Raw genomic sequence first — 24,190 nt, 5'->3', positions numbered from 1 at the left:
CATGGAGTAGCCCTTTGCTCAACAACGACTTGCGCACGTCTGGCAAGGTAGGCGAGCATGATCGCCGCGATGGCCATGCGCCGGGGAATCGCTTTCTCGGCCGCGTCGTTGCATGCAGCGGCTCCAGGGCGACGATTGCCGCCGTCGCCGAACAGGGCGGCACCGATCTTACCGAACTCTGGTCCGTGGGCCGGCTGATTTCGATCAGCGTCGGCCGCAACCGTGTCGTCGCCCTCGTCTATCAGATGAACACCGGCAGCCATGCCTGGGATGAAGGCGAAGACAACACGTTCCGGATCGAGACCGAACTGCTCGGCGAAGTCCGTGTGGATGAGGACGGCACCGAGGAGTTCTCGACCGGCATCTCGCGTTATCCCTATCTCGGCGCCATCGCCCACCGCATCCGTTCCGCCGACCTGATGCGCATCTATGATGCCGGCGAGGGTACGACCGCCGTCATCGGCAAGCTGACGCAGGACGAAAGCATCGATGCGGCGATCCACATCCCCTCGATGCTCTCCAAGCATTTCGCCGTCGTCGGCTCCACCGGCGTCGGCAAGTCGACCGCGGTCTCGCTGCTCCTGCACAAGGCGATCGAGGCGGATCCGAAGCTGCGTGTACTGATCCTCGATCCGCATAATGAATTTGCCGCCGCCTTCCCCAAGCACGCCGTCACCATCGATACCGATACACTCGACCTGCCCTTCTGGCTGATGCGGCTGGAGGAATTCGCCGAGGTCGTTTTTCGCGGCCGTCCGCCGGTGCCCGAAGAGCTCGACATGCTGCGCGATATCCTGCCGGAAGCCAAACGCGCCTTCCGCGGCAGCGACAACTCGCTGGTGCGCCGCACCACGGAAAAAAGCTCGATCACCGCCGATACGCCGGTTCCCTACCGCATGGCCGATCTGCTGGCGCTGATCGACGAACGCATCGGCCGCCTGGAAGGCCGCTCGGAAAAGCCCTTCCTGCGGTCGCTGAAGATGCGCCTCATCGCCGCGATCAACGATCCGCGCTATCATTTCATGTTCTCCAACAACACGATCAGCGACACGATCACCGAAACCATCGCGCAGATCTTCCGCATCCCCGGCGAGAACCGGCCGATCTGCACCTTCCAGCTTGCCGGCATTCCCTCCGAGGTCGTCAATTCGGTCGCCTCTGTGCTCTGCCGCATGGCCTTCGAAGTGGCGCTGTGGAGCGACGGCGCCATCCACATGCTCGTCGTCTGCGAGGAAGCTCACCGCTACATTCCCTCCGATCCGAGCCTCGGCTTCGTGCCGACACGCCAGGCAATTGCCCGCATCGCCAAGGAGGGCCGCAAATACGGCGTCTCGCTCGGCATCATCACCCAGCGGCCGGGCGAGCTCGACCAGACGATCCTGTCGCAGTGTTCGACGCTCTTTGCCATGCGCCTTGCCAACGACCGAGACCAGGAAATCATCCGCTCGGCCATCCCGAATTCGTCGATCTCGACGACGAGCTTCATCTCCTCGATCGGCAATGGCGAGGCAATCGCTTTCGGCGAGGCGATCAGCGTGCCGATGCGCATGCGCTTTTCCCGCGTCGAGGAGAACCTGCTGCCGAAGGCGAGCAGCGCCAATAGCAAGCACAGCGAGGAAGATCCGGATACGGTCGACCTGCGCAAGATCGTCACCCGTATGCGGGCGGTGACCGTCGGACCCGACATTTCGAATTTTCAGCAGAACTATGCCGCATCCGTGGCAAGCTTGGACGAGGCTGATGCAGCCGACGAGGATCTCGACGCCAAGCCCTACGTACCACCAACCTCTTCGGCCGCGCCGCTCGAATCCTACCGACGCGAACTGCTGCCGCAAACGCCGCGACTGGATCCGGCTGCAGTGCCGGCGATCGATCCCCGGCTGGACGCGCTCCGCCGCGAGATGCGCCGCGAGGAGCCGGTCTTTCCCCGGCCGGCGCCGCCGGCGGATCAGCCAGCGATCACCCGCCGGGAGCCTGGCACGTCGCTGCGCGAAAGCATCCTGAAAAAACCGCTGAGCAGCCTCTACAACAAGGATTGACGCTTCAGCTCACTCTCCAGCGTCATTAGAGGTCCGACGGCGTCGAGCACCCGTTGCCGGTCCATCGATGCGAGTGGCAACAGAGGCCGTGGGAGCTCTGCCCGAGCGAGTGAAAGAATGTCGACCAGCGTATAGACCACGCGAAGGCTTCCGAATTCCTTGAACGTTTTCCAGAGCGGCTGAAGGAGAGCATCGAGCCGGCGCGCCTCGCCACTGTCGCCCGCAATCGCGGCCTTGCTGAGCGCAAGGGCGACGCGCGGCAGCAAGCCGCCGATGACGCTGTACCAGGCATCGGCGCCTGAAAGCAGCGCTTCGGCCGCCCCCCAGTCGCCGCTATAGCCGATCGCAAGCTCGGTCTTCTCCCGCAATGCCGCCAGTTCGCCTGCGAGATCGCCGTCAACAGGCAGAGGCATCTTTACCGCCTTGATCGTCTCGAGGTCGGACAGGCGTTGCAGAAGCTCGCGGCTGAAGGTGAAGTGGGTCGTGCCGGGATTGTTGTAGATGCAAAGCGGCAGCTTCGCCGCCTCCGTGACCGCAAGGAAATGCCCATAGGCTTCTTCCTGGGTCAGCGGCGTATAGGATACAGGCGCCAGCAGAAGCGCATCTGCACCAGCGGCCTCGGCATCCCTCGCAAGGTTTTGGGCCTGGTCTGTCCTCAAAGCGCCAACGCCGACGACGAGGGGAATACGGCCGTGAACGCATTCGACCGCAGCCTCGACGGCTCGCCGCCGCTCCTCAGGTGCAAGAAAGGCATAGATCCCGGTGCTGCCGAGAAGACCTATCGAGGCGACGCCTGCATCGCACAGGCGCTCCAGCAGGCGGCTAAGAGCTTCGGTGTCGACCCTGCCATCCCGATCGGCGGGCGTTGGCGGAAAGGCCGAAAGACCATGAAACGGAGAAGCGACAGACATGATGCGATCCTGAAAAACGGTCAATGTGAAAACAGCAGGCGCGATCCGGCGCCGGCGAAGAAGACGGCGAGACTTCCCTCGATCCACCGCCGCGCGCGGGCATAGCCGCGCACCATCGGCGCCGTCGAGAAGAGCACGGCATAGCCGGCAAATATCGAGATCCCGAGAAGCACGCAGCCGCCGAACGCCGTGACGGCCATCTCTGGCGAAGCGCCGGGCTTAAGGCCGAGCGACATGATCGCGACCCAGGCCAGAACCGCCTTCGGATTGCCGAGATGCATCAGAACGCCGCGGCGATAGAGCATGCCGAGTTGCGCGTCAGGCCGGACGAGCTCACCTGCCGGCCTGTCCGGGGCGGCTGCCGAGCGGGCCGCCTTCCAGGCGAGCCAGAGGAGGTACAGCCCGCCTGCGACCTTGAGGAACAGCAGGGCATGGGCATAACGGACCAGCAGTGTCGAAATGCCGGTGACCGCGATCAGCCCCCAGAATGTCGACATCGTGATGACCCCGGCGGCCAAGGCTAACGCCGGTCGACGCCCCTGCCGCATCGCCACATTCATGATGGCCATGTTGCTTGGTCCGGGACTGCCTGCAGCAATTGCATAGGCGATATAGACGACGAGAAGATCCTGCATTTGCGTATTTCCAGAAGTTTGCGCCCACGGACGGCCCCCAGAAACGAAGAATACGGGGAGCAGCCAATCCGCTTCCTTTTCCTCGAAAACTGGTCCACCATAAAGCACCATTTTTGAAGAAAATCTCTAGACCATTTTGCGATGTCCAAACGGCGCAGCACCATCGAAATCCCGTCGCTCAACACGATCGATCGAACGGCCAATGTCGGCCGCCAGCTTGCCCAGAGCCTGCGCAGCGCAATCGCCGGCGGCGAACTGAGGCCAGGCGAACGCCTTCCTTCGACGCGCAGCCTTGCGGCTTCGCTGAAGATCGCGCGCGGCACTGTCGTCGAGGTGTTCGATCAGTTGGTCGCCGAAGGCTATCTCGAAGCGCGGGTCGGAGCCGGAACTCGGGTTGCCGCCCATCTCCTGGACGCGATGCCGGCGCCGGCAGCACCGCCGATCGTTGATGCTGTCGATCTGCCTCCCCCGGCTGCCCGGCTGATCGCCGTTGCCCGTGCGCTCACCCCGCACCCGCCGGTTCCCTTCGCCATTGCCGTCCCGGCGTCCGGTATTGCGCCCGACGACACCTGGCGCCGCCTCGGCAATCGCGTGCGCGCGTCGAGACAGGCCGCACCCTCGGGTTACCACGACCCGATGGGTCTGCACGAGCTCAGGCTTGCCATTGCCGACCACATCAGGCGCGCGCGGGCCGTTCATTGCGAGCCGGAACAGGTCATCGTCACATCGGGCACCCAGCAAGGCCTCTATATGGCAGGCCGGGTGCTTCTCTCGCGTGACGATCCGGTATGGGCCGAGGACCCCGCCTATCCCGGCCTGACGGCAGTGCTCGACGATCTCGGCGTAAGGACGCACCGCTTGCCCGTCGATGCACAGGGGATGAACGTGGAACGCGGCCTCGAACTCTGTCCGCAGGCGCGCGCCGCATTCGTCACCCCTTCGCACCAATATCCGATCGGCATGCCGCTCAGCATGGCGCGGCGCAATGCATTGATCGCCTGGGCCGACCAGAATCGCGCCTGGATCGTCGAGGACGATTACGACAGCGAGCTGCGTTATGCCGGACACCCGTTTCCCTCGATGCAAGGATTGCGTCCGTCACGCGTCATCTATCTCGGCACCTTCAGCAAGGTGCTCTTCCCCTCCCTGCGCCTCGGCTACGTCATCGCCCCTCCTCCGCTCGTAGAAGCCTTTGCCGGCGCCCGCGCCATTCTCGACCGGCATTCGCCGATCGCAGAACAGCATGTTCTGGCGGCCTATATGCGGGAAGGCTATTTCGAGGCGCATATCCGGCGCATCCGCGGCCTCTATGCCGAACGCCGCGCTGTCCTGCTCGCAGCGCTCGAGCGGGCCTTGCCCAAGGGATTCCAAGTTCAGCCGAGCGACCAGGGCATGCATATTCTTTTGTGGCTGCCCGAGCAGGCCGACGACGTGCAACTCGCGGCACGCGCCCTATCGGCCGGCCTCGCCGTGCGGGCTATCTCCCCGATGTATGCTGCGGAGCCTACGCGCCCCGGCCTGATGCTGGGCTTCGGCGGATTTCTTCCGGACCAACTGCGGGCGGCGGTCGGCGAACTCGCCAAACTGCTGAGCCTGCAGATGACTGGAGCGGAAGGCACGCGTCAGGTCTGACACTTAAGCGATCAGCCGTTCCCAGCTGTCGTCCATCTGGTTGCGAAACCATGTCATCTGCCGCTTGGCATATTGCCGCGTCGCCGCAGCACCCTTCTCCAGCACCTCGTCGCGTGTCATCTCGCCCCTCAGCATCGCCGCGATCTGCGACACGCCGATTGCCTTCATCACGGGCGCCTCGGCCGGCAGGTCGAGCGCAAGCAGCGCCCTCACCTCGTCTTCGGCGCCTTGCTGCAGCATTTTTTCGAAACGGCCGTTGATGCGTTGATGCAGCACCGCCCGGTCCGGCAGCACGACGATCTTGCGGGCCTCACCCGCGTCGATCACCACCGGTCCCGACTGGCCCTGGAAATCGGCGATCGACCGCCCCGTCGCCTTCATCACTTCCAGCGCCCGGACGATGCGCTGTCCGTCCTGGCGGTTGAGACTTGCCGCCGTGGCGGGATCGGCGTCAGCGAGCTCCGCATACAACCCGTCCGGCCCCTCCTCCAGCAGCCGTGCCCTGAGGCTTTGCCGCAGTGTCTCCGGTATCCCGGGCATATCCGAGAGTCCGCCGGTCAGCGCCTTGAAATAAAGCCCCGTGCCGCCGACGAAGACCGGCAGCCGTCCTTCGGCCTTGAGCATCGGCAGCAGCGCCGAGACATCGCGCAGCCAGGCGCCTGTGGAATAGGCCGCCCCCGCCGGCACGTGGCCGTAGAGATGATGTGGCACGCCTTGCATCTCCCCCTCCGACGGCCGCGCCGTCAGCACCCGCAGCGTATCGTAGACCTGCATGCTGTCGGCGTTGACAACGACACCGTCATGGCGTTTGGCCAATTCGACGGCGAGCGCGGACTTGCCGCTGGCGGTCGGCCCGGTTATCAGGATCGCGTTCACTGTGCTCAGAAGGTTTTCCATCATGGCCCTCGTTGCCACGCTTGTTGCCAATCCGTCAAATCCCGTGCTGACACCCGCAATCGCCGAACAGGCGGCCGAGGTGGTGAAGGCTTCCGGCCTCTATTGGCTGGCCGACGGCATCGCCTGCGACATCGCGCTGCGCGACGGCACGGATGCGCAGGCGGCCGAGGCCAATATCCTTGCGCTCATATCAGGCGCGCCGATCGACCTCGTCATCCAGGAGCAGGAGACCCGCCGCAAGAAGCTGCTGATTGCCGACATGGATTCGACGATGATCGGCCAGGAGTGCATCGACGAACTCGCCGCCGAAGTCGGCCTGAAGGAAAAGGTTGCCACCATCACCGCCCGCGCCATGAATGGCGAGATCGCCTTCGAACCTGCCCTGCGTGAGCGTGTCGCCCTGCTCAAGGGCCTGCCGCTGTCGGTCGTCGACGAAGTGATCGCCAAGCGCATCACACTTACCCCTGGCGGCCCGGAACTGATCGCCACCATGAAATCGAAAGGCCATTACACCGCCCTCGTCTCCGGCGGCTTCACGGTCTTCACCAGCCGCATCGCCGCCACCCTCGGCTTTGATGAGAACCGCGCCAACACGCTGCTCGAAGACGGCGGCATACTCTCCGGCTTCGTCGCCGAACCGATCCTCGGCAAGCAGGCGAAAGTCGATGCGCTGAACGAAATTTCGGCTCGCCTCGGCATTTCGCCGGAAGAAGCGATCGCCGTCGGCGACGGCGCCAACGACCTCGGCATGCTGCACCTCGCCGGCGCCGGCGTCGCCCTCCACGCCAAGCCCGCCGTCGCCGCGGAAGCTGAGATGCGCATCAACCACGGTGATCTCACAGCCCTGCTCTATATCCAGGGCTACCGGAAGACGGATTTCGTGACGGCTTGAAGACCGACGTGGCACACCCTCATTCCTGTGCTCGTCACAGGAATGGGCGAGAGTTGGAGACGACGGCGGTAATTCACCACCGCCGCAACTTTCTTATTCCATCGGCACCGCCACGAACCGGAGATCGCCATTCGCCGATGCGATCATAAGCTGGGCGTTGCGGCGGCCTTCCTGTTTCAGCGCCTGCACCTTGGCGGCGACCGCATCCGGCGACTTCATGAACTCCTGCGCCACTTCGACGATCACATCGCCGGGCTTCAGCCCCTTTTCGGCCGAGGCGGAGCCGGGCGTCACCTCTGTCACGACGACGCCGTCGACGCTCTCGGCGATGCCGAAAGCCTTGCGCGTCTCGGGGCTCAAAAGCGACAGCGACAGGCCGAGCACGTTCTTCGGCGTTGCCGCATCCGGCGCCACCTGACCCTTATGCTGGTCCGGCGTGCCGGGTTCGGGCTGGACCTGATCGCCGCTGTCAGGCTGGTCCATGTCATTGTTTTCGCCGGGATCCGGCGTGATTACGCCGTCGTCCTGCGAGCCATCGGGCGCCGCATCGCCGGATGCGGCCGCCTGATCGCTGTCTTCGAGCCGGCCAAGCTTCACCTTGACGGTCTGCTCCTTGCCGTCGCGCAGCACCACCACGTCGACTTCCTTGCCGACCGTGCTTTCCGCCACGACGCGCGGCAGGTCGCGCATTTCGCTGACGGTCTTGCCGTCGAATTTCAAGATGACGTCGCCCGCCTTGATCGAGCCGTCGTCGACGGGCCCGCCCTTGATGACGCCGGCGACCAGCGCGCCCTTTGCGCTGTCGAGCCCGAGGCTGTCGGCGATATCGTCGGTCACCGGCTGGATGCGCACGCCGAGCCAGCCGCGCCGCGTCTCGCCATATTCGCGCAGCTGGTCGACGACGCCGGACGCAAGCTCCGACGGCACCGAGAAGCCGATGCCGATCGAACCGCCGCTCGGCGAGATGATCGCCGTGTTGATGCCGATCACTTCACCCTTCATGTTGAAGAGCGGTCCACCGGAATTGCCCTTGTTGATCGCCGCATCCGTCTGGATGAAGTTGTCATAGGGGCCGGCATTGATATTGCGGCCGCGGCCGGAAATGATGCCCACCGTCACCGAACCGCCGAAGCCGAACGGATTGCCGATGGCCATCACCCAGTCGCCGATGCGCATCGTGCTGGAATCGCCGAATTTCACGGATTTCAGCGGCGCCTTCGGCTCGACCTTCAGCACGGAAAGATCGGTCTTCGTATCCGTGCCGATCAGCTTCGCCTTGAGTTTCGAACCATTGGCGAAATTTATCTCGATGTCATCGGCGCCCTCGATCACGTGATTGTTGGTGACGATATAGCCGGCCGGATCGATGACGAAGCCGGAGCCGAGCGAGCTGACATTGTGATTGCCGCCCTTGTTGCCCTGCTGCTTGTTGAAGAAATCGTTGAAGAACTCCTGGAACGGCGAGCCGTCGGGTGCACGCGGCGCCGGGCCGGCCCCCTCGTCGTCCTTCACATTCTGCGAGGTCGAGATATTGACCACGGCATCGAGCAGCCCCTCGGCGAGATCGGCGACCGAAGCCGGGCCGTTGTTTGGCGTGACGGCCTGGATCGGGGCGATCTGCTGTGGCGCGCCGGGTGCGGGCGGCGTGGGCGTAGGAGCAGCCGCCTCCGGAGCAGCCGGAGCGGGCGTGACAACCCCGGGAGCGGTCGTCTCAGGTGCGGTTTGCGCATAGGCAATCCCGTTCATGCCGGCATGCGCAAGAATTGCAGCGCTGGCCATAAGCGCGAGCGTTCGTCTGAAGGGCGAGCGTTTCGTGGGGGCCATCAAGCTTCCTCATAAGGGGTAAATGCGCACATTGAGCACCAGCATAAGGCGGAATGATGGAGGGTGAAATCACCTTTTCGCGAAATCCCCGTGCAATGTGACGTGGCCTCGCAAATGCCGGATCATCTCAATCATCCCACGAAAAAAGGGCCGGCACTCGGGCCGGCCCTTCGAGGATTGTCGGGATGCGATCGGCATCCCTGCCGTCAGTTCGCCGGCTGGGCGGGTGCTGCGGGAGCAGCCGCAGCCGGTGCGGCCGGATTTGCCGGCGACGGCTGCAGAGTGCCGGCGGCATTGTCGAAAAAGCGGAAAAATTCCGAATTCGGCGACAGCACCAGCGTCGTGTCCTGCGACGAAAGGGCCGAGGAATAGGCCGCCATCGAGCGATAGAACTCGAAGAAGGCTTGATCCTTGCTGAACACTTCGGCGAAGACGCGGTTGCGTTCGGCATCGCCCTGGCCCCGAAGGATTTCCGCATCGCGCTGGGCGCCTGCGGTGAGCTCGACAACCTGGCGGTCGGCGACGGCCCGGCGCCGCTGGCCTTCCTCATTGCCTTCGGCACGGATACGCTCGGCCTCGGCAAGGCGTTCCGAACGCATGGCATTATAGGTGTTCGGCGCAACCTCCGGCGAAAGGTCGGTACGGCGGATGCGAACGTCGTCTATATGCAGGCCGAGATTTTCGGCATCTGTGCGCAGGTCGTCGCGAATTTCCAGCATCATCGCGACACGCTCTTCCGAGAGTGCGGCATTGTAGTCACGCAGACCGTAGACGCGGCGAAGCGATGAATCGAGCTGCGCCCTCAGCCGCGCTTCCGCGGCCTCGCGATCACCCGATACCGTCTCGCGGAAACGGCGGACATCCGAGATGTTGTAGATCACGAAGGCATCGACGTCGAAGGTCTGGCCGTCCTGGACCTGAACCCGGATATTGTCGAGATCGAGCCTCAGCGCCTGCTTTTCGACCAACTGAACGCGGTCGGCATCCATGAAGCCGAACGGCAGCTTGAAATAAATGCCAGGCTCGGTCTTGACCGACTGGATCTGGCCGAAACGGACGACAATGGCCTGCTCGCGCGCATTCACCACGAAGATGGACGAATAGAGCCCGACCAGCACGATGGCGAGGATGAGGAGAATGATGGGAAGTCTGTTCGATGTCATGACTCAACCTCCCTGCTGCGCCGGTTTGCCGAGCTCGTTGAGCGGCAGATAGGGCAACACGCCCTGCTTCTCATCGATGATGACCTTCTTCGAGTTCTTCAGCACCTGCTCCATCGTTTCGAGGTACAACCGCTTGCGGGTCACGTCAGGCGCCTTGGAATATTCGTCGTTGATCGCGGTGAAACGCTGCGCTTCACCTTCCGCCTCTTTCACGACACGGTCCTTGTAGGCGGCGGCATCTTCACGGATTCTGGCCGCATCGCCTCGCGCCTGGCCAAGCTTCTGGTTGGTGTAGCGATTGGCCTCTTCGATCGTGCTATCGCGGTCACGGCCGGCACGCTGCACCTCTTCGAAAGCATCGGCGACTTCCCGCGGCGGCGCCACGTTCTGGATCGTCACGCCGGTGACGGTCACGCCGGCGCCATAGCGGTTCATGGTATCCTGCAGAATGTTGAGTACATCCACTTCGATCGGCTGGCGATTGCTGCGGAAGGCGTCCTGGGCCGGACGCCGGCCGACGATTTCGCGCATGGCGCTGTCGGAAACCTGCTGCAGGGTCTCTGCCGGATTTTCGACGTTGAAGAGATAGGCCTTCGGATCACTGACCGTGTAGAAGACGGCGAACTGCACGTTGATGACGCTCTTGTCGCTGGACAGCATCAGGCCGTTCGAAGACGAGGCCGAGGTCGCCCCGATATTCAGCTGTTGCACGGTCACCTTGACCGTCTCGACGGTTTCCATCGGCCAGAAATGGAAATGCAGGCCGGGCATCGAGATCTCTTCCTTCGGCTTGCCGAACCGCAGCTCGACGCCGCGCTCGTCCGGCTGCACCACGTAGATGCACTGGATCAGCCAGAACACCGCGAGGATCGCCACGACGATCACCGCCACGCCGCCGTTGAAACCGCCGGGAACGATGTTGCGCAGCTGGTCCTGGCCGCGCCGGATGATATCTTCCAGATCGGGCGGTCCGCCCTTGCCGCCACCGCCGCGCGGGCGGTTCGGCCCCTGGCCCCATGGTCCCTGATTATTACCGCCGCCGCCGCCCCAAGGGCCGCCGCCGCCATTCTGATTGCTCCAGGGCATCAAAACCTCGTTGTTCGTTAAGTCTTCCACACATCCGGAACCGTGGGGGCTGACCGGCGGATGCGTTGGTGACCGTTATAGGTATCGCCGCATCGGCTTTCAACGCAACGTGGGAAACTTGGTCAATTTAATTGGAAAATAGTTCATTTTCAGGCGTGTCGGCGTTCATAGACGACGAAACGCGTGGGATAGCTGTCTTTCTCGCCGGCCGGAACCGCGATAGACTCCCCCGCCTGCCAAATATCGGGATCGATGGCGGGAAATGAGGCGTCCCCATCGAGATCGGCCTCGACATGCGTGATGCACATCCGGTCGGCAAGGCCGATCGCCTGCGCATAGACCTGACCGCCGCCGAGAATGCAGATCTCATCGACGCCGGTTTCGAGCGCCAGCCTTTCAGCCGCCGTCATCGCCTCCGGCAGCGACTGCGCCATGCTGACATCGGGATGATTTATCGTCGCTTGCCGCGAGATGACGACATTCGGCCGCCCCGGCAGCGGCTTGCCGATCGAATCGTAGGTCTTGCGGCCCATCACGACGGGCTTGCCCAATGTCAGCGCCTTGAAGCGCTTGAGATCGCTCGAAAGCCGCCAGGGCATATCGCCGTCGCGGCCGATAATGCCGTTGCGGGCAACGGCGGCGAAGATGGTCCTGCGGATGTCGGCCATGGAATGTCCCGGATCAGACGGCGATCGGCGCCTTGATGCTGGCATCGGCCTCGTAGCCGATCAGCTCGAAATCGTCGAAGGTGAAGCCGAAAATGTCCTTCACATCAGGATTGATGCGCATGAAGGGCAGCGGCTTCGGCCGGCGCGCCAGCTGCAGCTTCGCCTGGTCGAAATGATTGTGATAAAGATGGGCGTCGCCGAGCGTGTGGACGAAATCGCCGGGCTTCAGCCCGGTCACCTGGGCCACCATCATCGTCAGCAGCGCATAGGAAGCGATGTTGAACGGCACGCCGAGGAAGATATCGGCCGAGCGCTGGTAGAGCTGGCAGGAAAGCTTGCCATCGGCCACATAGAACTGGAACAGGCAATGGCAGGGCGGCAGCGCCATTTCATCCACTTCGGCCGGATTCCAGGCCGAGACGATATGGCGGCGTGAATTCGGGTTGTTGACGATGCCTTTGACGAGATTGGCGATCTGGTCGATATGGCCGCCATCCGGCGCCGGCCAGGAGCGCCACTGGGCGCCGTAGACAGGCCCGAGATCACCGTTTTCGTCGGCCCATTCGTCCCAGATAGAAACGCCATTCTCCTTGAGATAGCGGATATTCGTCTCGCCCTTCAGGAACCAGAGAAGCTCGTGGATGATCGAGCGCAGATGCAGCTTCTTTGTGGTGAGGACAGGAAAGCCCTCTTCGAGGTCGAAGCGCATCTGGTAGCCGAAGACCGAGCGCGTGCCGGTGCCGGTGCGGTCGCCCCGGTCGGAGCCCTTGTCCATCACATGGTTCAGGAGATCGAGATATTGCTTCATGTCGCGCTGATTCCGTTTGCCCCAATTTAAGCCCTCAGCGGCGGGAAACCAATCGCCACCGGGCATTTTCCCAATGTTTCTGATGGGCTGCATAACGCTTTTATGACGTTTGCCCTTTCCTTGGGCTGAGGAAACCACTATATCACCCTTGCCGGCTTTCGGGTCGGCTATGGCGATAAATGAGCGGTGTAATAAACCTATTGGACCCGGGGGCGGTACCCGGCGCCTCCACCAAAAACCGGCGGCCTCGAAGGCCGGCTTTTGATGGGGGCGAAACAGGATCGACAAGGGTGTAAAGATCGTCTTTTTGCTCGGCATTGTACCGCCGTTATCGGGCTAAAATTGTAGTTGCAAACGACAACTATGCGGAAGCTCGTCTCGCTGCTTAATCGCGGTGTGACACTTCAATCAAAGTCCTAGTGGTTCGCACCTCTAGGCGGGGTCCGAAGGCACCTGGCAACAGAAGCCTTCACCTTCTCCCTGCCGCCGAAATCATGTATGCTGCTTCAAAACGTGACTCGGCTCCGGTCTTTCCCAAGGCGCCCGGACGTGGCATATAACCTTGTGAAAAGACTTCCGAACCGACGAAAGACAGGAAAAGCATGGGGCAGGATCATATCCGCTACGACATTCTGGCACAGGATGCACTTCGCGGCGTCATCCGCAAGGTTTTGGCGGAAGTCGGCGCGACCGGCCGTCTGCCTGGCGACCATCACTTCTTCATCACCTTCCTCACGGGTGCCGCCGGCGTACGCATCTCCCAGCACCTGAAGTCGAAATATCCCGAGCAGATGACCATCGTCATCCAGCACCAGTTCTGGGACCTGAAGATCACCGAGACGCATTTCGAGATCGGCCTTTCCTTCTCAGACGTTCCGGAAAAGCTGGTCATCCCGTTCAATGCGATCCGCGGCTTCTACGATCCCTCTGTCAATTTCGAACTCGAATTCGACGTGCCGCTGGCCGATGGCGAGGAGCTGCCATCAGGCGAGATCACCGCTTATCCTGTCGATGCGGCTGCAAAGCCCGATGACGCGGCGGGCGCGAAACCTGCCGACGGCGAAGAGAAGAAGCCGGGCTCCGTCGTCTCGCTCGACTCCTTCCGCAAGAAGCAGTGATTTGAAGGGAGGCCAAGCCTCCCTTTTTCATAGGGAATTCAGGCAACCGCATGAGCGCCGAAATCATCAATCTGCGCCAGTTCCGCAAGAAGCAGGCCCGCTCCGAAAAGGAAAAGCAGGCTGAGCAGAACCGCATTTCCTTCGGCCGCACCAAGGTCGAAAAGCAGCTGACCCGCAGCTTGAACGACAAGGCCGACAAGGCCCATCGCGACGGCCGTATCGAAACGGATGACGACGGCGCGTGACGCTTTCACCGACGGCTTGAAGAGCCGGAATGGATTCCGCAATCAACCACTTGCACGGCCGCCTTGAATCGATCTTCGAACCCGATCGAAACGCGAAACAGCCTTCATGATCCGCAAGCATTCGGCAACATTGCACGGCCATCGCACCAGTTTCTCGCTGGAGGATGAATTCTGGGCCGAGCTGAAGACCATCGCCGCATGCCGCTCGATGCCGCTTGCCGCGCTGATCTCCGAGATCGACGACCACCGTCCTGCCGACAGCAACCTGTCCTCGGCGCTGCGGCTCCACGTGCTCGCCTGGGCGAAGGCCGGCGGCGACCGCCGGACCTGATACATATTGCTTAAGATCGCATGGCGCTTTGTGACGGCGACATCAATGAAAACAAAGAGCTGAGGCGCGTTGCATGAATCAAATTCTATCCGCCGTCACTGCGCCTGAACGCCCGGCAGCTGGTCGAAATTGAGCGGACCGGGCTGCGCCTGCCCGCTACGGCGCGCCGCTTCCGCCTCGGCAGCGGCCCTTGCTTGCGCATCCGCCTTGGCTTTGGCTTCCGCCACACGCGCGGCCTCCGCCTCGGCAGCCGCCTTCTGTACCGCTGCCGCCTGCGCCAATGCGCGCAGCCGCTCTTCTTCCGCCCGACGTTGTTGCTCGATCTCGGCTGCCCGGACTCGCTCCGCGTCGTTGAACCGGTAGAGCGCCACCTCGCGGCGCAGCCGCTGCTTTTCGAGCACGATCGCCTGCAGCCGCTCGACCCGCCGGCGCTCGCGCTCAAAGGCACGCAGCGACAGATAGCTGGTGATATCGGTCACATCCATCGTCTTGCCGGGCGATGGCAGCATGCCGGAAAAATTCAGCCTGAGCGCCGGCTCGGCGCCGGAAAGCGCTTCCGTGCCGGGATTAAGGCCAACAGCCAGCGTCGCGCTGATCCGTTCCTCCGGCAGCGCGATCTGCGCATCGGCGGTGATGCGGGCGAGATCGTTGGCGACGGTGACATTCTGCACCCTCAGCGTGCCGTCGGTGATGTTGAAGGGAATACCGAGCGGCGGCAGCTTCGCCTCGCCGTTGCTGAGCAAAGTCTCGACGATCGGATGCACCTTCCCGGCATTGATCTGCTCCTGCATCGTGTCGGTTGCGGCAAGCAGCGGCGGAAGGATGGCGAGGTTCAGCCCGCGTATGCTGGTATCGCCGAGCCTCAATTCGCCCGAACCATTGAGCGAGCTGGCGATCTCGCCGATCGTCTTGCCCGAGGCCTCCATCGACAGCGACAAACCGAACTTGCCGTTGGCGATCGGCGCGCCATCGCGCAGCCAGACGATGCCGGAAAGATCGGAATCGGCAAGCGCAAGCTTCGTCTGCAGGAAACCGGTGCCGTTGGCATTGGTGAAGAGCAGGTTGCCGGAGAGTTTTCCGCCGTCCCAGTTGCCGGCCATGTCGTTGAGCTGCAGCTCATCGCCCTTGTAGGCGACGTTGCTGGTAAAGTCGGACACCGCAGTTTCCGGCAGGCCGGGCCAGAACTCCTTGGCCGTCAGCTTCACGTTGACGTCGAGATCCTTGAAGATGGGCAGTCCCAGCGGCGCCGTCGTCAGCTGACCGTTGGCCGGATCGACGATCTGGCCGAACACTGCCTCGCCGAGCCAGCCGGCATCGGCCTTCGAAAGCGTCAGCCCGCCGCTCGCCGTCGTCTTCGTAGCCTTCCGGTCGAAGCTCAGCCCGCCTGAAAATTCGTTGTCGGCCGCATGACCCTTGAGATCGGAAAAGACGATCTTGTCGCTGTCGACGGCGGCATTGACCTGCAGGCCGAACGGCAGCCCCGTCCCAGTCTGCGGCAGGGCGATGCCGTTCATGATCAGATATGGGTCGATATCGGCGCTGTCGAGCGAAAGGGCGATCCGGCCGTTCATGAAGGTTTCCGGCCGGACATCGACCTTGCCGTTGGCGGTGAACGAGGTCCGGTCGGTCGCAAAGGTCAGCGCCGCATCGGCGGGATCGTTGCCCGATGCCTTCACCTTCAGCGTCAGGCGGCCGTTGGCGCCGACATCGACCGGCAGCGGGTCGAGCCCGGCCTGGCCGAACAGGATGGACGGCACGGCGTTTTCGAGGGTCGCCTCCAGGCTCGTCGTGCCGTTGCCGGTCAGCGCCAAGAGGTCGGACATGCGGTAATCGAGATTGACGCGGCTGCCGTTCGAGACGCCGGCAAGCGTCACCGTCAGCGCGTCGCCCTCGTCGCCGCCGAGCGTCAGCGCCCCGCGAAGCGCGGTATTGCCGTACCAGCCGGCATTGCGCACCAACCGGTCGAGTACCGGGTGATGCGGCAGATGCTCGCGCAGCATAGTGAAGAAGCCGCCGGGATCGGCGGATTTGAAGGTAATCTCACCCGCGCCCTTGTAATCGAGCAGCGAACCTTCCGCCCTGCCCGTCGCCGTCAGCTCGGCGCCTGCGATATTCTTGATCGACAGCCGGTCGACGGCAAGCTCCCCATCGGCAATCGTGAAGGTGGTCTCGACATTCTCGGCATTGACGCCGAAGGCGGTGAACTTGTCCGCCTTGAGCTGGGCGGCGATCTTGTGGTCGAGCACGTTGTCGCCGGCGTCTTGACCGGTCATCAGCCCGCTCAGCGCCTGCAGCGCGTCGAGATCGAGCGTATCGCCATTCAATGCCACAGACAGCGTCGGCGTCTGGCCGGAAATCGCCTGGCGCTCCAGTCGACCCTTCAGCGTCGCCGGTCCGATGGCGATCTCGAGATTTTCGAAACGCTGCAATTCATGCGTCAGGCTGACATTGGCGGAAAAGCCCGCCTGCCGTAATTGCCGGATGGCCGGATCGACCGAGCCGGCAAGCCAGGAGGCAAGTCCCGTCGGCTGGCTCGAAGCCACCACGATCTGGCCGTTGAAGGAGGCTTCGCCCTGAAGCTGGAGCTTGCCCTTGCCTTCCACCTGCGTGCGCCCCGGCAACGTGCCGGTGGCGCTGTCGATCATCCAGCCTGTTCCGGCCGGCTCCAGCTCCAGCTGCACGTCACGCAGCGTCGTATCGCCGGCGACGATGGCCGGCAGCTTGACGCTCGCCTTGCCCGGCACCTGCGGGATTGGCACCTGCCCGACGATATCGATCAGCGAATTCAGCCGCTGGCGCGCCGAAACCGCCGCATCCCGCGTCGTCTTGCCGGCCGCGCCCTGATTGCCGATACGGTTGACGTCAATCTGCTGGCCGTCGGCGGTCAACAGGAATTCCGGCGCATTGCCGGTATCGAGCGTCGCCTCGCCAGTTATGACATAGGGATCGTCCGTCGGGCCGATCTCCATCCGGTATTCGGGAATGCGGATGCGTTCGTTGGTCAGCTCGAAGCGGCCCTTGACGCGCGGCGGCTGCTCATTCTTGTCGGCCGGCCTGGCGCTGTTGCGGGTCTCGATCGCCGCCGAAAGCTGGCCTTGATAATTCGGCTTGCTGTCGACGAGCTTTAGCTCGCCGTCAAGATCGACGCTGACGGGGTGCTTGTCCGGCGAAAGCTTCGTGCGCATGCGCAGCACGCCCTTCTCATCCGGCTGGCTGCTCGAGATCGAGAAACTGCCGTGCTCGCCGTCGAGTGCCGCATCGCCTTCGATGCGCCAGGGTCCGGCCAGCGACTTCGCCGACATTTCCGCATTGAGGCCGGTGATGCGGCGCGAGCGGCCCGACTGGTCGTCGACGAACTCGACTTCACCGCCGCTGACATGCACATTTTCGAGAACGACGGTCTTTGCCGGTATTTCAGCGCGGCTGCCGCGCATCCAGTCGAGCGTGCCATCCTTGAGCAATCTCAGGCGCACCTTCGGATTGACGACACGCATGTCGAAGATCAGCGCCTCGCCCGACAGGAAAGGCGCGAGTTCCGCATCCATGGAGAACTGCTCGACCTTGACGATCGGCGTGCCGTCCACTTCCTGGCCAACGCGCACGTCGTGCAGCGTGACCGACGGAAACGGCAGCAGGCGCGCGTCCACCGTGCCGTAGACGGTGACTTTCTTGCCGATGATGCGGCTTGCCTGATCCTCGAAATTCTTGCGGAAATCCGTCCAGTCGATGAACAGTGGCGCAAGCAGCGCCACAAACAGCACTACGACGATCACTCCCCCCAGAAAGACGAGGAACCGGCCTACCAATGCAAGGAGTCTCCATTCGGGATTCTGTTGCCGACACTAGAGCAATTCCAGCACAAGTGCACAGCGGTTTTGCGTCCGGAGTTGCGGAAAAACAAAAAGATAGAGCATTTCCGCAGCTTGGAAAAAAACGGAAATGCTCTAGCGCCGTTCATGCCGGGGGCAAGGCCCAACTTCATGAGAATATTCCGTTTTCAGCCATGGTGGAAAATCTTGCCGGGATTGAAGATATCGTCCGGATCGAGCGCCTGTTTCACCTGTCGCATCAGATCCACCGCGCCTCCGAGCTCCTGTTCCAGAAACGCCATTTTGCCTTGCCCGATCCCGTGTTCACCGGTGCATGTCCCATCCATGTCGAGCGCTCGCCGGTTAAGCCGCTGCACGAAGCTCTCGGCCCTGGCGATGTCCTCGGCACTACTGTCGTCAAACAGCAGCAGCACATGGAAGTTGCCATCGCCGGCATGGCCGACGATCGGCCCCAGCAGCCCGTGTTCCTCGATATCCGCCTGCGTTTCGGAAACACAATCGGCGAGCTTCGATATCGGAACACAAACATCGGTCGAAAGTGCGGCAAGCCCGGGCGCCAGGGCCCTTGCAGCCCAATAGGCGTCGTGGCGCGCTTTCCAGAGCTTCGTCCGCTCCTCGGCATTGGCGGTCCACAGGAATTCGCCGCCACCGCATTCCGCCGCGATCTCGGCAAAGGCCGCCGATTGCAGCGGCACCGTCTCGTCGGTGCCGTGGAATTCGAGGAACAGCGTCGGGCTCTCGGCATAGGAGAGCTTGGAATAGGCGTTGCAGGCCCGCATCTGCACCGTATCGAGCAACTCGATGCGCGCCACCGGAATGCCCATCTGGATCGTCATGATGACGGCATCGCAGGCAGCCTTGATGCTCGGGAAGGCACAGGCTCCGCCGGCGATCTTCTGCGGGATCGCCTGCAGGCGCAGCGTCACCGAGGTCAGGATGCCGAGCGTGCCCTCGGCGCCGACGAAGAGCCGCGTCAGGTCGTAGCCGGCGGAAGATTTGCGGGCGCGCCGGGCCGTGCGGATTTCCTCGCCACTGGCGGTGACCGCGGTGACGGCAAGGACATTGTCCTTCATCGTCCCATAGCGCACGGCATTAGTGCCGGAAGCCCGCGTCGAGGCCATGCCGCCGATCGAGGCGTTGGCGCCGGGATCGATCGGGAAGAACAGGCCGGTATCGCGAAGGTGGATGTTCAGCGCCTCGCGCGTCACACCCGGCTCGACGGTGCAGTCGAGATCTTCGGGATTGACCTCGAGCACCCGGTTCATGCGGCTGAAATCGATCGAAATGCCGCCATTGGCGGCGTTGACCTGCCCCTCCAGAGAGGTGCCGACGCCGAAGCCGATCACCGGCACCTTGTGGGTCGCACACGCCCTGACCGCCGCCTTCACATCCTCGGCGCTCTCCGCAAAGAGCACCCCGTCCGGCAGTTGCGACGGGATATAGGTGGTCGTGTGGGCATGCTGCTCGCGGAACGACTGGCCGGTCTGGAAGCGCTCGCCGAAGCTCTGTTTGAGAATGCCGAGCACGGCAGCTATGCCCGCCTCGTTGCGTGTGCCGGCCTTCGCGTCCTTCAGCGCCATTCCTTTGATCTCCCTGCTATTCCGCAGAAACCCTATCATGTCTCGCAGGCTACAGCGCCGCGGTCATTTCAGACGCGCAAAGGACGCTGTAGGACTTTAAAATTGCTGCATAATTTCATCCTTAATTCGATTCCGATTTAAGGAATTATGCAGCAGGCTGGGTATGCGGCAAGTCAAAGCGGCTGTCCAGTTAAGATTGGCAGAAGATTTCATTCCCCTTTTGTTATAGGCCGGCTGTTATAGCCAAGTTCGCCTTCCGACACCTCAGACGAGCGGCGGATTGAGCCGCGCAAAACCCTCCTGCCGCCGATAGGGGAAATAGGGATAGGGCGCAGTGACAGTGCTGACGGCGTCGAGCCTTTCGATCTGGTCTTTCGACAGGCTCCAGCCGACCGCGCCGAGGTTCTGCCGGAGCTGCTCCTCATTGCGGGCGCCGATGATGACGCTCGATACCGTCGGCCGGCCGAGCAGCCAGTTGATGGCGATCTGCGGCACCGTCCGGCCGGTCTCCGCCGCGATGGCGTCCAGCACCTCGACGATGTCGAACAGCTTCTCATCATCGACCGGCGGGCCGTATTGCGCCGTCTCGTGCAGCCGGCTTGCCTTGGGTAGCGGCTGTCCGCGGCGGATCTTGCCGGTCAACCGTCCCCAGGCAAGCGGGCTCCAGACGAGAGCCCCCACACCCTGGTCGGCGCCAAGCGGCATCAGTTCCCATTCGTAATCGCGCCCAGCCAGCGAATAATAGACCTGATGGGCGACATAACGCGGATAGCCATAGCGCTCGGCGGCAGCAAGCGACTTCATCAGCTCCCAACCGGCAAAATTGGAAACGCCGACATAGCGGATCTTGCCTGCGGCGACGAGGCCGTCGAGCGCCGACAGCACCTCCTCGACCGGCGTCGAGGCATCGAAGGCGTGAAGCTGCAAGAGATCGATATAGTCGGTCCCGAGCCGGCGCAGCGCATCCTCGGTCGCGCGGATCAGCCGCGCCCGCGACGTTCCCCAGTCCTGCGGCCCCTCGCCCATCGGCAGCGCCGTCTTCGTCGAGATCAGCACCGCGTCGCGCCGGCCACGGATCGCCTGGCCGAGCACCTCTTCGGAAGCGCCGGCCGAATAGACGTCGGCCGTGTCGAAGAGATTGACGCCGGCTTCGAGGCAGATGTCGACGAGCCGTCGCGCCTCTTCCGCATCGGTATTGCCCCAGGCGCCGAACAGCGGACCGTTGCCGCCGAATGTGCCTGCGCCGAAGCTCAACACCGGCACCCTGAGGCCGGATGCACCGAGATTTCTGTAATCCATCGATCTGTCTCCTGTATTTCCTCTGAGATAGACCTTGGCCAGCTTGTGATATAGATTGCCTGAAAGAAAATCATCTGTGAATTGATTTCATCATGAGCCGTCAGGACATCAACCGCTCCGGCGAAATGGAAGTCTTCGTCAGTGTCGTCGAGCGCGGCGATTTTTCCGCGGCCGCCACGGCCCGGCGCATGACACCGTCGGCCGTCAGTAAGCTCGTCGCCCGGCTGGAGACGCGCCTCGGCGCCCGCCTTATCAACCGCTCGACCCGCAAGCTGCAGCTGACGCCGGAAGGCTGCGCCTTCTACGAGCGCAGCATTGCCATCCTTGCCGATATCGCCGAGGCCGAACGTCAGGCCTCGACAGGCGAGCAGGCTTCGGGCCGCATCCGCATCAACACCAGCGGCTCCTTCGGCAATCATGTGCTGGCGCCGCTGGTGCCCGCCTTCATGGCGCTTCATCCGGCCGTGACGCTGGATATTTCCCATACCGACAGAATAGTCGACCTGATGGAGGAGCGCGCCGATGTCGCGATCCGCGCCGGCCCCCTGAAGAATTCCAGGCTGATCGCCCGAAAGCTCGGCGCCACCGGCAAGATCATCGTCGCATCGGCGGATTATCTCTCGCGTCATGGCGAACCACGCACTGTCGCCGATCTCCGCCGCCATTGCCGCATCGGCTTTTCCTACGCCCGCGCCGTCGAGGGCTGGCCGTTGCACGAAGACGGCGAGACCGTAACCATCCCGATCACCCCCGGCGTGCAGGTGACAGACGGCGAAGCCATGCGGCACCTCGCTCTGTCAGGCGCCGGCCTTGCCCGCCTCGCCGCCTTCACCGTGCGCGCCGATATCGATGCCGGGCGTCTGGTGCCGGTGCTCGAAGAGGCCAATCCCGGCGATCTCGAGGAATTCTACGCCCTCTACATGGGCCAGGGTGGGCCGCTGCCGGCACGGGTCCGCGCACTGCTCGATTTCCTCGTCAGCCACGTGCGTTTTTGAGGGCAGATCAACCGAAACCGCTCAGTGGCTTCGGAAGTCAACCTCCATGAAAACAATAGCTTACAAAAGCTATATGAATCAATTTCGCATTCCCAGGCGCCGAGAAGCCAGATTTCGCAATTGACCGTTCGTCTTCCACCCGCCTATATCGGACCCGCGCCAGCCGGCTCTTGCAGCCGGCCTCTCTTCGTCATGCCGGAGCCCCCTCCCATCTTCAGCCTCAGGGCTTGGCGCCGGCCAGAAAAAGACACGGGGATCATGTCATTGAGCGACGCGAGCCGCCTGCTGCGGGATGCCGGCCTGCCGAAATGGGCGCTGCTGCTGGCGCTTTCCACAGCTCTCGTCATCTTCCTCGAATTCTTCGCTCTGCCCGCCTCGCTGCTGATCGGGCCGATGGTTGCGGCCATTCTTCTGGCGCTGACCGTCGGCAAGGGAAAGCTTCGCGTGCCCTTCTGGCCGTTGCAATTCGGCCAGGTCCTCGTCGGCCTGATGATGGCGCGCACCATCACCGCCGATATTCTCGGCACCATGGCGAAGGACGCGCCGCTCTTCCTGCTGTTCATTTTCTCGGTGATCGCCATCGCCACCGGCCTCGGCTGGCTGCTGACGCGCTGGCAGGTGCTACCGGGAACGACTGCCGTCTGGGGCTCCTCGCCGGGCGGCGCTTCCGCCATGGTCATCATGTCGGAAGCCTATGGCGCCGATGCCCGCCTCGTCGCCTTCATGCAATATCTCCGCGTCGTCTTCGTCGCCGTCGGCGCCTCGGTGATCTCGCGCCTGTGGGTGGCGGCCGACGGCGGCGAGCCGCCGCCGCTTGTCCTCTTTCCCGAGATTGACTGGCCGGCCTTCGCTGCGACGATGGCTTTTGCCGCCTTTTGTGCCTATGGCATCCGGCGCCTGCGCCTCCAGGGCGGCACGATCATGGCACCGCTCTTTCTCGGTGCCTTGCTGCAGGGCATGGGTCTCCTGAAGATCGAGCTGCCGGTGTGGCTGCTCGCCATCGCCTATGCACTGGTGGGCTGGAGCATCGGCCTGCGTTTCACCCGCTCGATCCTCAAGCATGTGGCGCGCGCCCTGCCGAGGGTATCGGCCTGCATCGTGCTGCTGATGGCGCTCTGCGGCTGCATGGCGGCGGCACTGCATGTCTTTGCCGGCATCGATCCGCTGACCGCCTATCTCGCCACCAGCCCTGGCGGCGCCGATTCCGTCGCCATTATCGCCGCCTCCAGCGATGTCGACGTACCCTTCGTGATGGCGATGCAGACCGGCCGTTTCCTGGTGATCCTGATGATCGGGCCGATGCTCGCCCGCTTCATCGCACGCCGTTCCGGCCTTGCGGAAAATCCCGCATAGAACGCTGCGCGGAATTATGCGCGAGCGCTGCCCACTGGCCGGGCGTCATGCCGTAGGCCTTCTTGAAATGGCGATTGAGATGGCTCTGGTCGGCAAAGCCGGTCGCCGCCGCCGCGTCCGAAATCCCCTCGCCTGCGCCGATCATCGCCCGCGCCTGCTGCAGCCGCCGCATTAAGAGGTAGCGATGCGGGCTGGTGGCGAAGGCCGCCCGGAAATGCCGCGACAGCGCGAAACGGTCGAGCCCCGTCACCGCTTCCAGCTCGCCTGAACGCACCGCCCGGGTCGCATGCGCCTCGAGATAATCCCGCGCCGCCCGCGCCTGCCGCCAGGCGACGAGGCCGAGCGGCCGGCGCGGCATACGCGCATGCCGTGACAGCCCGCCCGTCACCCGCGACAGGAAATCGTCAACGAAAAGTTCGTCCAGTTCGCGATCGAGTTCGCCGAGCGCCGCGAGCAGCACACCCGCCAGCGCCGGATCGCCGATGACAGGTTCGTCGACGAAAGGCAGGCCGGCGCCATCCGCCTCCAGGCATTCGAGAAGCAGCGATGGTTCCAGGTAAAGCATGCGGTACTGCAACCCATCCTCCGTCCCCGCCCCACCGTCGTGTTCCTCGTCGGGATGCAGCACGATCACCTGCCCCGGCAGGCTGAAGCGCTGTTCGCCGCGGTAGCGGAAGGTCTGCACGCCCTTCAGTGTGACCCCGAGTGCATAGGTGTCGTGCCGGTGCGGCTCGAAGGCATTGCCCGAGAATTGCGCCTCGATGCGCTCGATGCCGGGAAAGGCCGGCGCGGCCAGGATGGCGTTGCCGGATGGTCCCGCGCACAAACGTTCAAGACCTTCGAAGGCCTGCGGATGTAAATCCTGGCTCAACGCGCCCGATACT

20 protein-coding genes and 1 other RNA gene are annotated in these 24,190 nt (G+C 63.2%); 9 read left to right on the top strand and 12 right to left on the bottom strand.

The window, feature by feature from the left end; translation table 11 throughout:
• Window positions 1-14 precede the first annotated feature (14 nt).
• A complete protein-coding gene (locus FHT75_RS03010; RefSeq protein WP_063474621.1) occupies window positions 15-2,039 on the top strand; it encodes an ATP-binding protein in 2,025 nt (674 codons plus the stop codon).
• Here the strand turns inward: FHT75_RS03010 and FHT75_RS03005 are convergent.
• Window positions 2,024-2,950: a dihydrodipicolinate synthase family protein gene (locus tag FHT75_RS03005; RefSeq protein ID WP_063474699.1), complete on the bottom strand. Its 927-nt coding sequence runs from the start codon at window positions 2,948-2,950 to the stop codon at window positions 2,024-2,026. The genes FHT75_RS03010 and FHT75_RS03005 overlap by 16 nt on opposite strands.
• A gap of 20 nt (window positions 2,951-2,970) precedes the next feature.
• Entirely contained in the window at window positions 2,971-3,585 is a 615-nt protein-coding gene (locus FHT75_RS03000; RefSeq protein WP_063474620.1) for a LysE family translocator, read from the bottom strand.
• Window positions 3,586-3,726: 141 nt separating this feature from the next.
• Here FHT75_RS03000 and FHT75_RS02995 point away from each other — a divergent pair, with 141 nt between their 5' ends.
• The gene (locus FHT75_RS02995; RefSeq protein ID WP_063474619.1) at window positions 3,727-5,217 is read left to right on the top strand and encodes a PLP-dependent aminotransferase family protein; all 1,491 of its coding nucleotides are present in this window, start codon (window positions 3,727-3,729) and stop codon (window positions 5,215-5,217) included.
• A 3-nt stretch (window positions 5,218-5,220) separates the two neighbouring features.
• Here the strand turns inward: FHT75_RS02995 and miaA are convergent, their stop codons facing one another.
• The gene (gene miaA, locus FHT75_RS02990) at window positions 5,221-6,117 is read right to left on the bottom strand and encodes a tRNA (adenosine(37)-N6)-dimethylallyltransferase MiaA (RefSeq protein ID WP_047610844.1); all 897 of its coding nucleotides are present in this window, start codon (window positions 6,115-6,117) and stop codon (window positions 5,221-5,223) included.
• Between miaA and serB the strand changes: the two genes are divergently transcribed.
• Entirely contained in the window at window positions 6,116-7,006 is an 891-nt protein-coding gene (gene serB, locus FHT75_RS02985; RefSeq protein ID WP_047610846.1) for a phosphoserine phosphatase SerB, read from the top strand. The genes miaA and serB overlap by 2 nt on opposite strands.
• Before the next feature lie 93 nt (window positions 7,007-7,099).
• On the opposite strand, the gene FHT75_RS02980 is transcribed toward serB, so the two are convergent.
• The 5 genes from FHT75_RS02980 to FHT75_RS02960 form a co-directional block, all read right to left on the bottom strand.
• Window positions 7,100-8,830 carry a Do family serine endopeptidase gene (locus FHT75_RS02980; RefSeq protein WP_063474618.1) on the bottom strand — a complete coding sequence of 577 codons (1,731 nt, stop codon included), beginning with the start codon at window positions 8,828-8,830 and terminating at the stop codon, window positions 7,100-7,102.
• A 206-nt stretch (window positions 8,831-9,036) separates the two neighbouring features.
• On the bottom strand, window positions 9,037-9,993 hold the full coding sequence (hflC, locus tag FHT75_RS02975) for a protease modulator HflC (protein ID WP_047610850.1): 957 nt from the start codon (window positions 9,991-9,993) through the stop codon (window positions 9,037-9,039).
• 3 nt (window positions 9,994-9,996) lie between these two features.
• A complete protein-coding gene (hflK, locus tag FHT75_RS02970; RefSeq protein ID WP_047610852.1) occupies window positions 9,997-11,079 on the bottom strand; it encodes an FtsH protease activity modulator HflK in 1,083 nt (360 codons plus the stop codon).
• A gap of 149 nt (window positions 11,080-11,228) precedes the next feature.
• Window positions 11,229-11,747 (bottom strand): dihydrofolate reductase, encoded by a 519-nt coding sequence (locus FHT75_RS02965; protein ID WP_047610853.1) that lies wholly within the window; start codon window positions 11,745-11,747, stop codon window positions 11,229-11,231.
• Window positions 11,748-11,760: 13 nt separating this feature from the next.
• Complete coding sequence (locus FHT75_RS02960) at window positions 11,761-12,555, bottom strand: thymidylate synthase (protein WP_063474617.1); 795 nt, start codon at window positions 12,553-12,555, stop codon at window positions 11,761-11,763.
• Window positions 12,556-12,666: 111 nt separating this feature from the next.
• Between FHT75_RS02960 and ssrA the strand changes: the two genes are divergently transcribed.
• The 4 genes from ssrA to FHT75_RS02940 all read left to right on the top strand — a co-directional run bounded on the left by ssrA (window position 12,667) and on the right by FHT75_RS02940 (window position 14,249).
• Window positions 12,667-13,029: a transfer-messenger RNA gene (gene ssrA, locus FHT75_RS02955) on the top strand.
• A 128-nt stretch (window positions 13,030-13,157) separates the two neighbouring features.
• Window positions 13,158-13,673 (top strand): SspB family protein, encoded by a 516-nt coding sequence (locus FHT75_RS02950; protein ID WP_047610856.1) that lies wholly within the window; start codon window positions 13,158-13,160, stop codon window positions 13,671-13,673.
• Window positions 13,674-13,723: 50 nt separating this feature from the next.
• Entirely contained in the window at window positions 13,724-13,918 is a 195-nt protein-coding gene (locus FHT75_RS02945) for a DUF4169 family protein (RefSeq protein WP_047610858.1), read from the top strand.
• A 106-nt stretch (window positions 13,919-14,024) separates the two neighbouring features.
• Entirely contained in the window at window positions 14,025-14,249 is a 225-nt protein-coding gene (locus tag FHT75_RS02940; protein WP_047610860.1) for a ribbon-helix-helix domain-containing protein, read from the top strand.
• A gap of 95 nt (window positions 14,250-14,344) precedes the next feature.
• Here FHT75_RS02940 and FHT75_RS02935 read toward each other — a convergent pair whose 3' ends face one another.
• From FHT75_RS02935 to FHT75_RS02925, 3 genes are all read right to left on the bottom strand, one after another.
• Window positions 14,345-18,055, bottom strand: a complete 3,711-nt coding sequence (locus FHT75_RS02935; protein WP_063474616.1) for an AsmA-like C-terminal region-containing protein — start codon at window positions 18,053-18,055, stop codon at window positions 14,345-14,347.
• Between the two features lie 191 nt (window positions 18,056-18,246).
• Window positions 18,247-19,659 (bottom strand): FAD-binding oxidoreductase, encoded by a 1,413-nt coding sequence (locus FHT75_RS02930; protein WP_047614158.1) that lies wholly within the window; start codon window positions 19,657-19,659, stop codon window positions 18,247-18,249.
• Between the two features lie 264 nt (window positions 19,660-19,923).
• On the bottom strand, window positions 19,924-20,958 hold the full coding sequence (locus FHT75_RS02925) for an aldo/keto reductase (RefSeq protein ID WP_063474615.1): 1,035 nt from the start codon (window positions 20,956-20,958) through the stop codon (window positions 19,924-19,926).
• A 92-nt stretch (window positions 20,959-21,050) separates the two neighbouring features.
• On the opposite strand from FHT75_RS02925, the gene FHT75_RS02920 reads away from it, so the two are divergent.
• Complete coding sequence (locus FHT75_RS02920; RefSeq protein ID WP_063474614.1) at window positions 21,051-21,953, top strand: LysR family transcriptional regulator; 903 nt, start codon at window positions 21,051-21,053, stop codon at window positions 21,951-21,953.
• 258 nt (window positions 21,954-22,211) lie between these two features.
• Window positions 22,212-23,306, top strand: a complete 1,095-nt coding sequence (locus FHT75_RS02915; protein ID WP_063474613.1) for an AbrB family transcriptional regulator — start codon at window positions 22,212-22,214, stop codon at window positions 23,304-23,306.
• Here the strand turns inward: FHT75_RS02915 and FHT75_RS02910 are convergent.
• Window positions 23,266-24,177, bottom strand: a complete 912-nt coding sequence (locus FHT75_RS02910; protein WP_063474612.1) for an AraC family transcriptional regulator — start codon at window positions 24,175-24,177, stop codon at window positions 23,266-23,268. The genes FHT75_RS02915 and FHT75_RS02910 overlap by 41 nt on opposite strands.
• Window positions 24,178-24,190: the final 13 nt, after the last annotated feature.

Origin of the sequence: Rhizobium sp. BK112 (genome assembly GCF_014193215.1) — a bacterium.
Lineage (GTDB): Bacteria > Pseudomonadota > Alphaproteobacteria > Rhizobiales > Rhizobiaceae > Rhizobium > Rhizobium anhuiense.
This window is presented reverse-complemented; position numbering and strand designations above follow the sequence as displayed.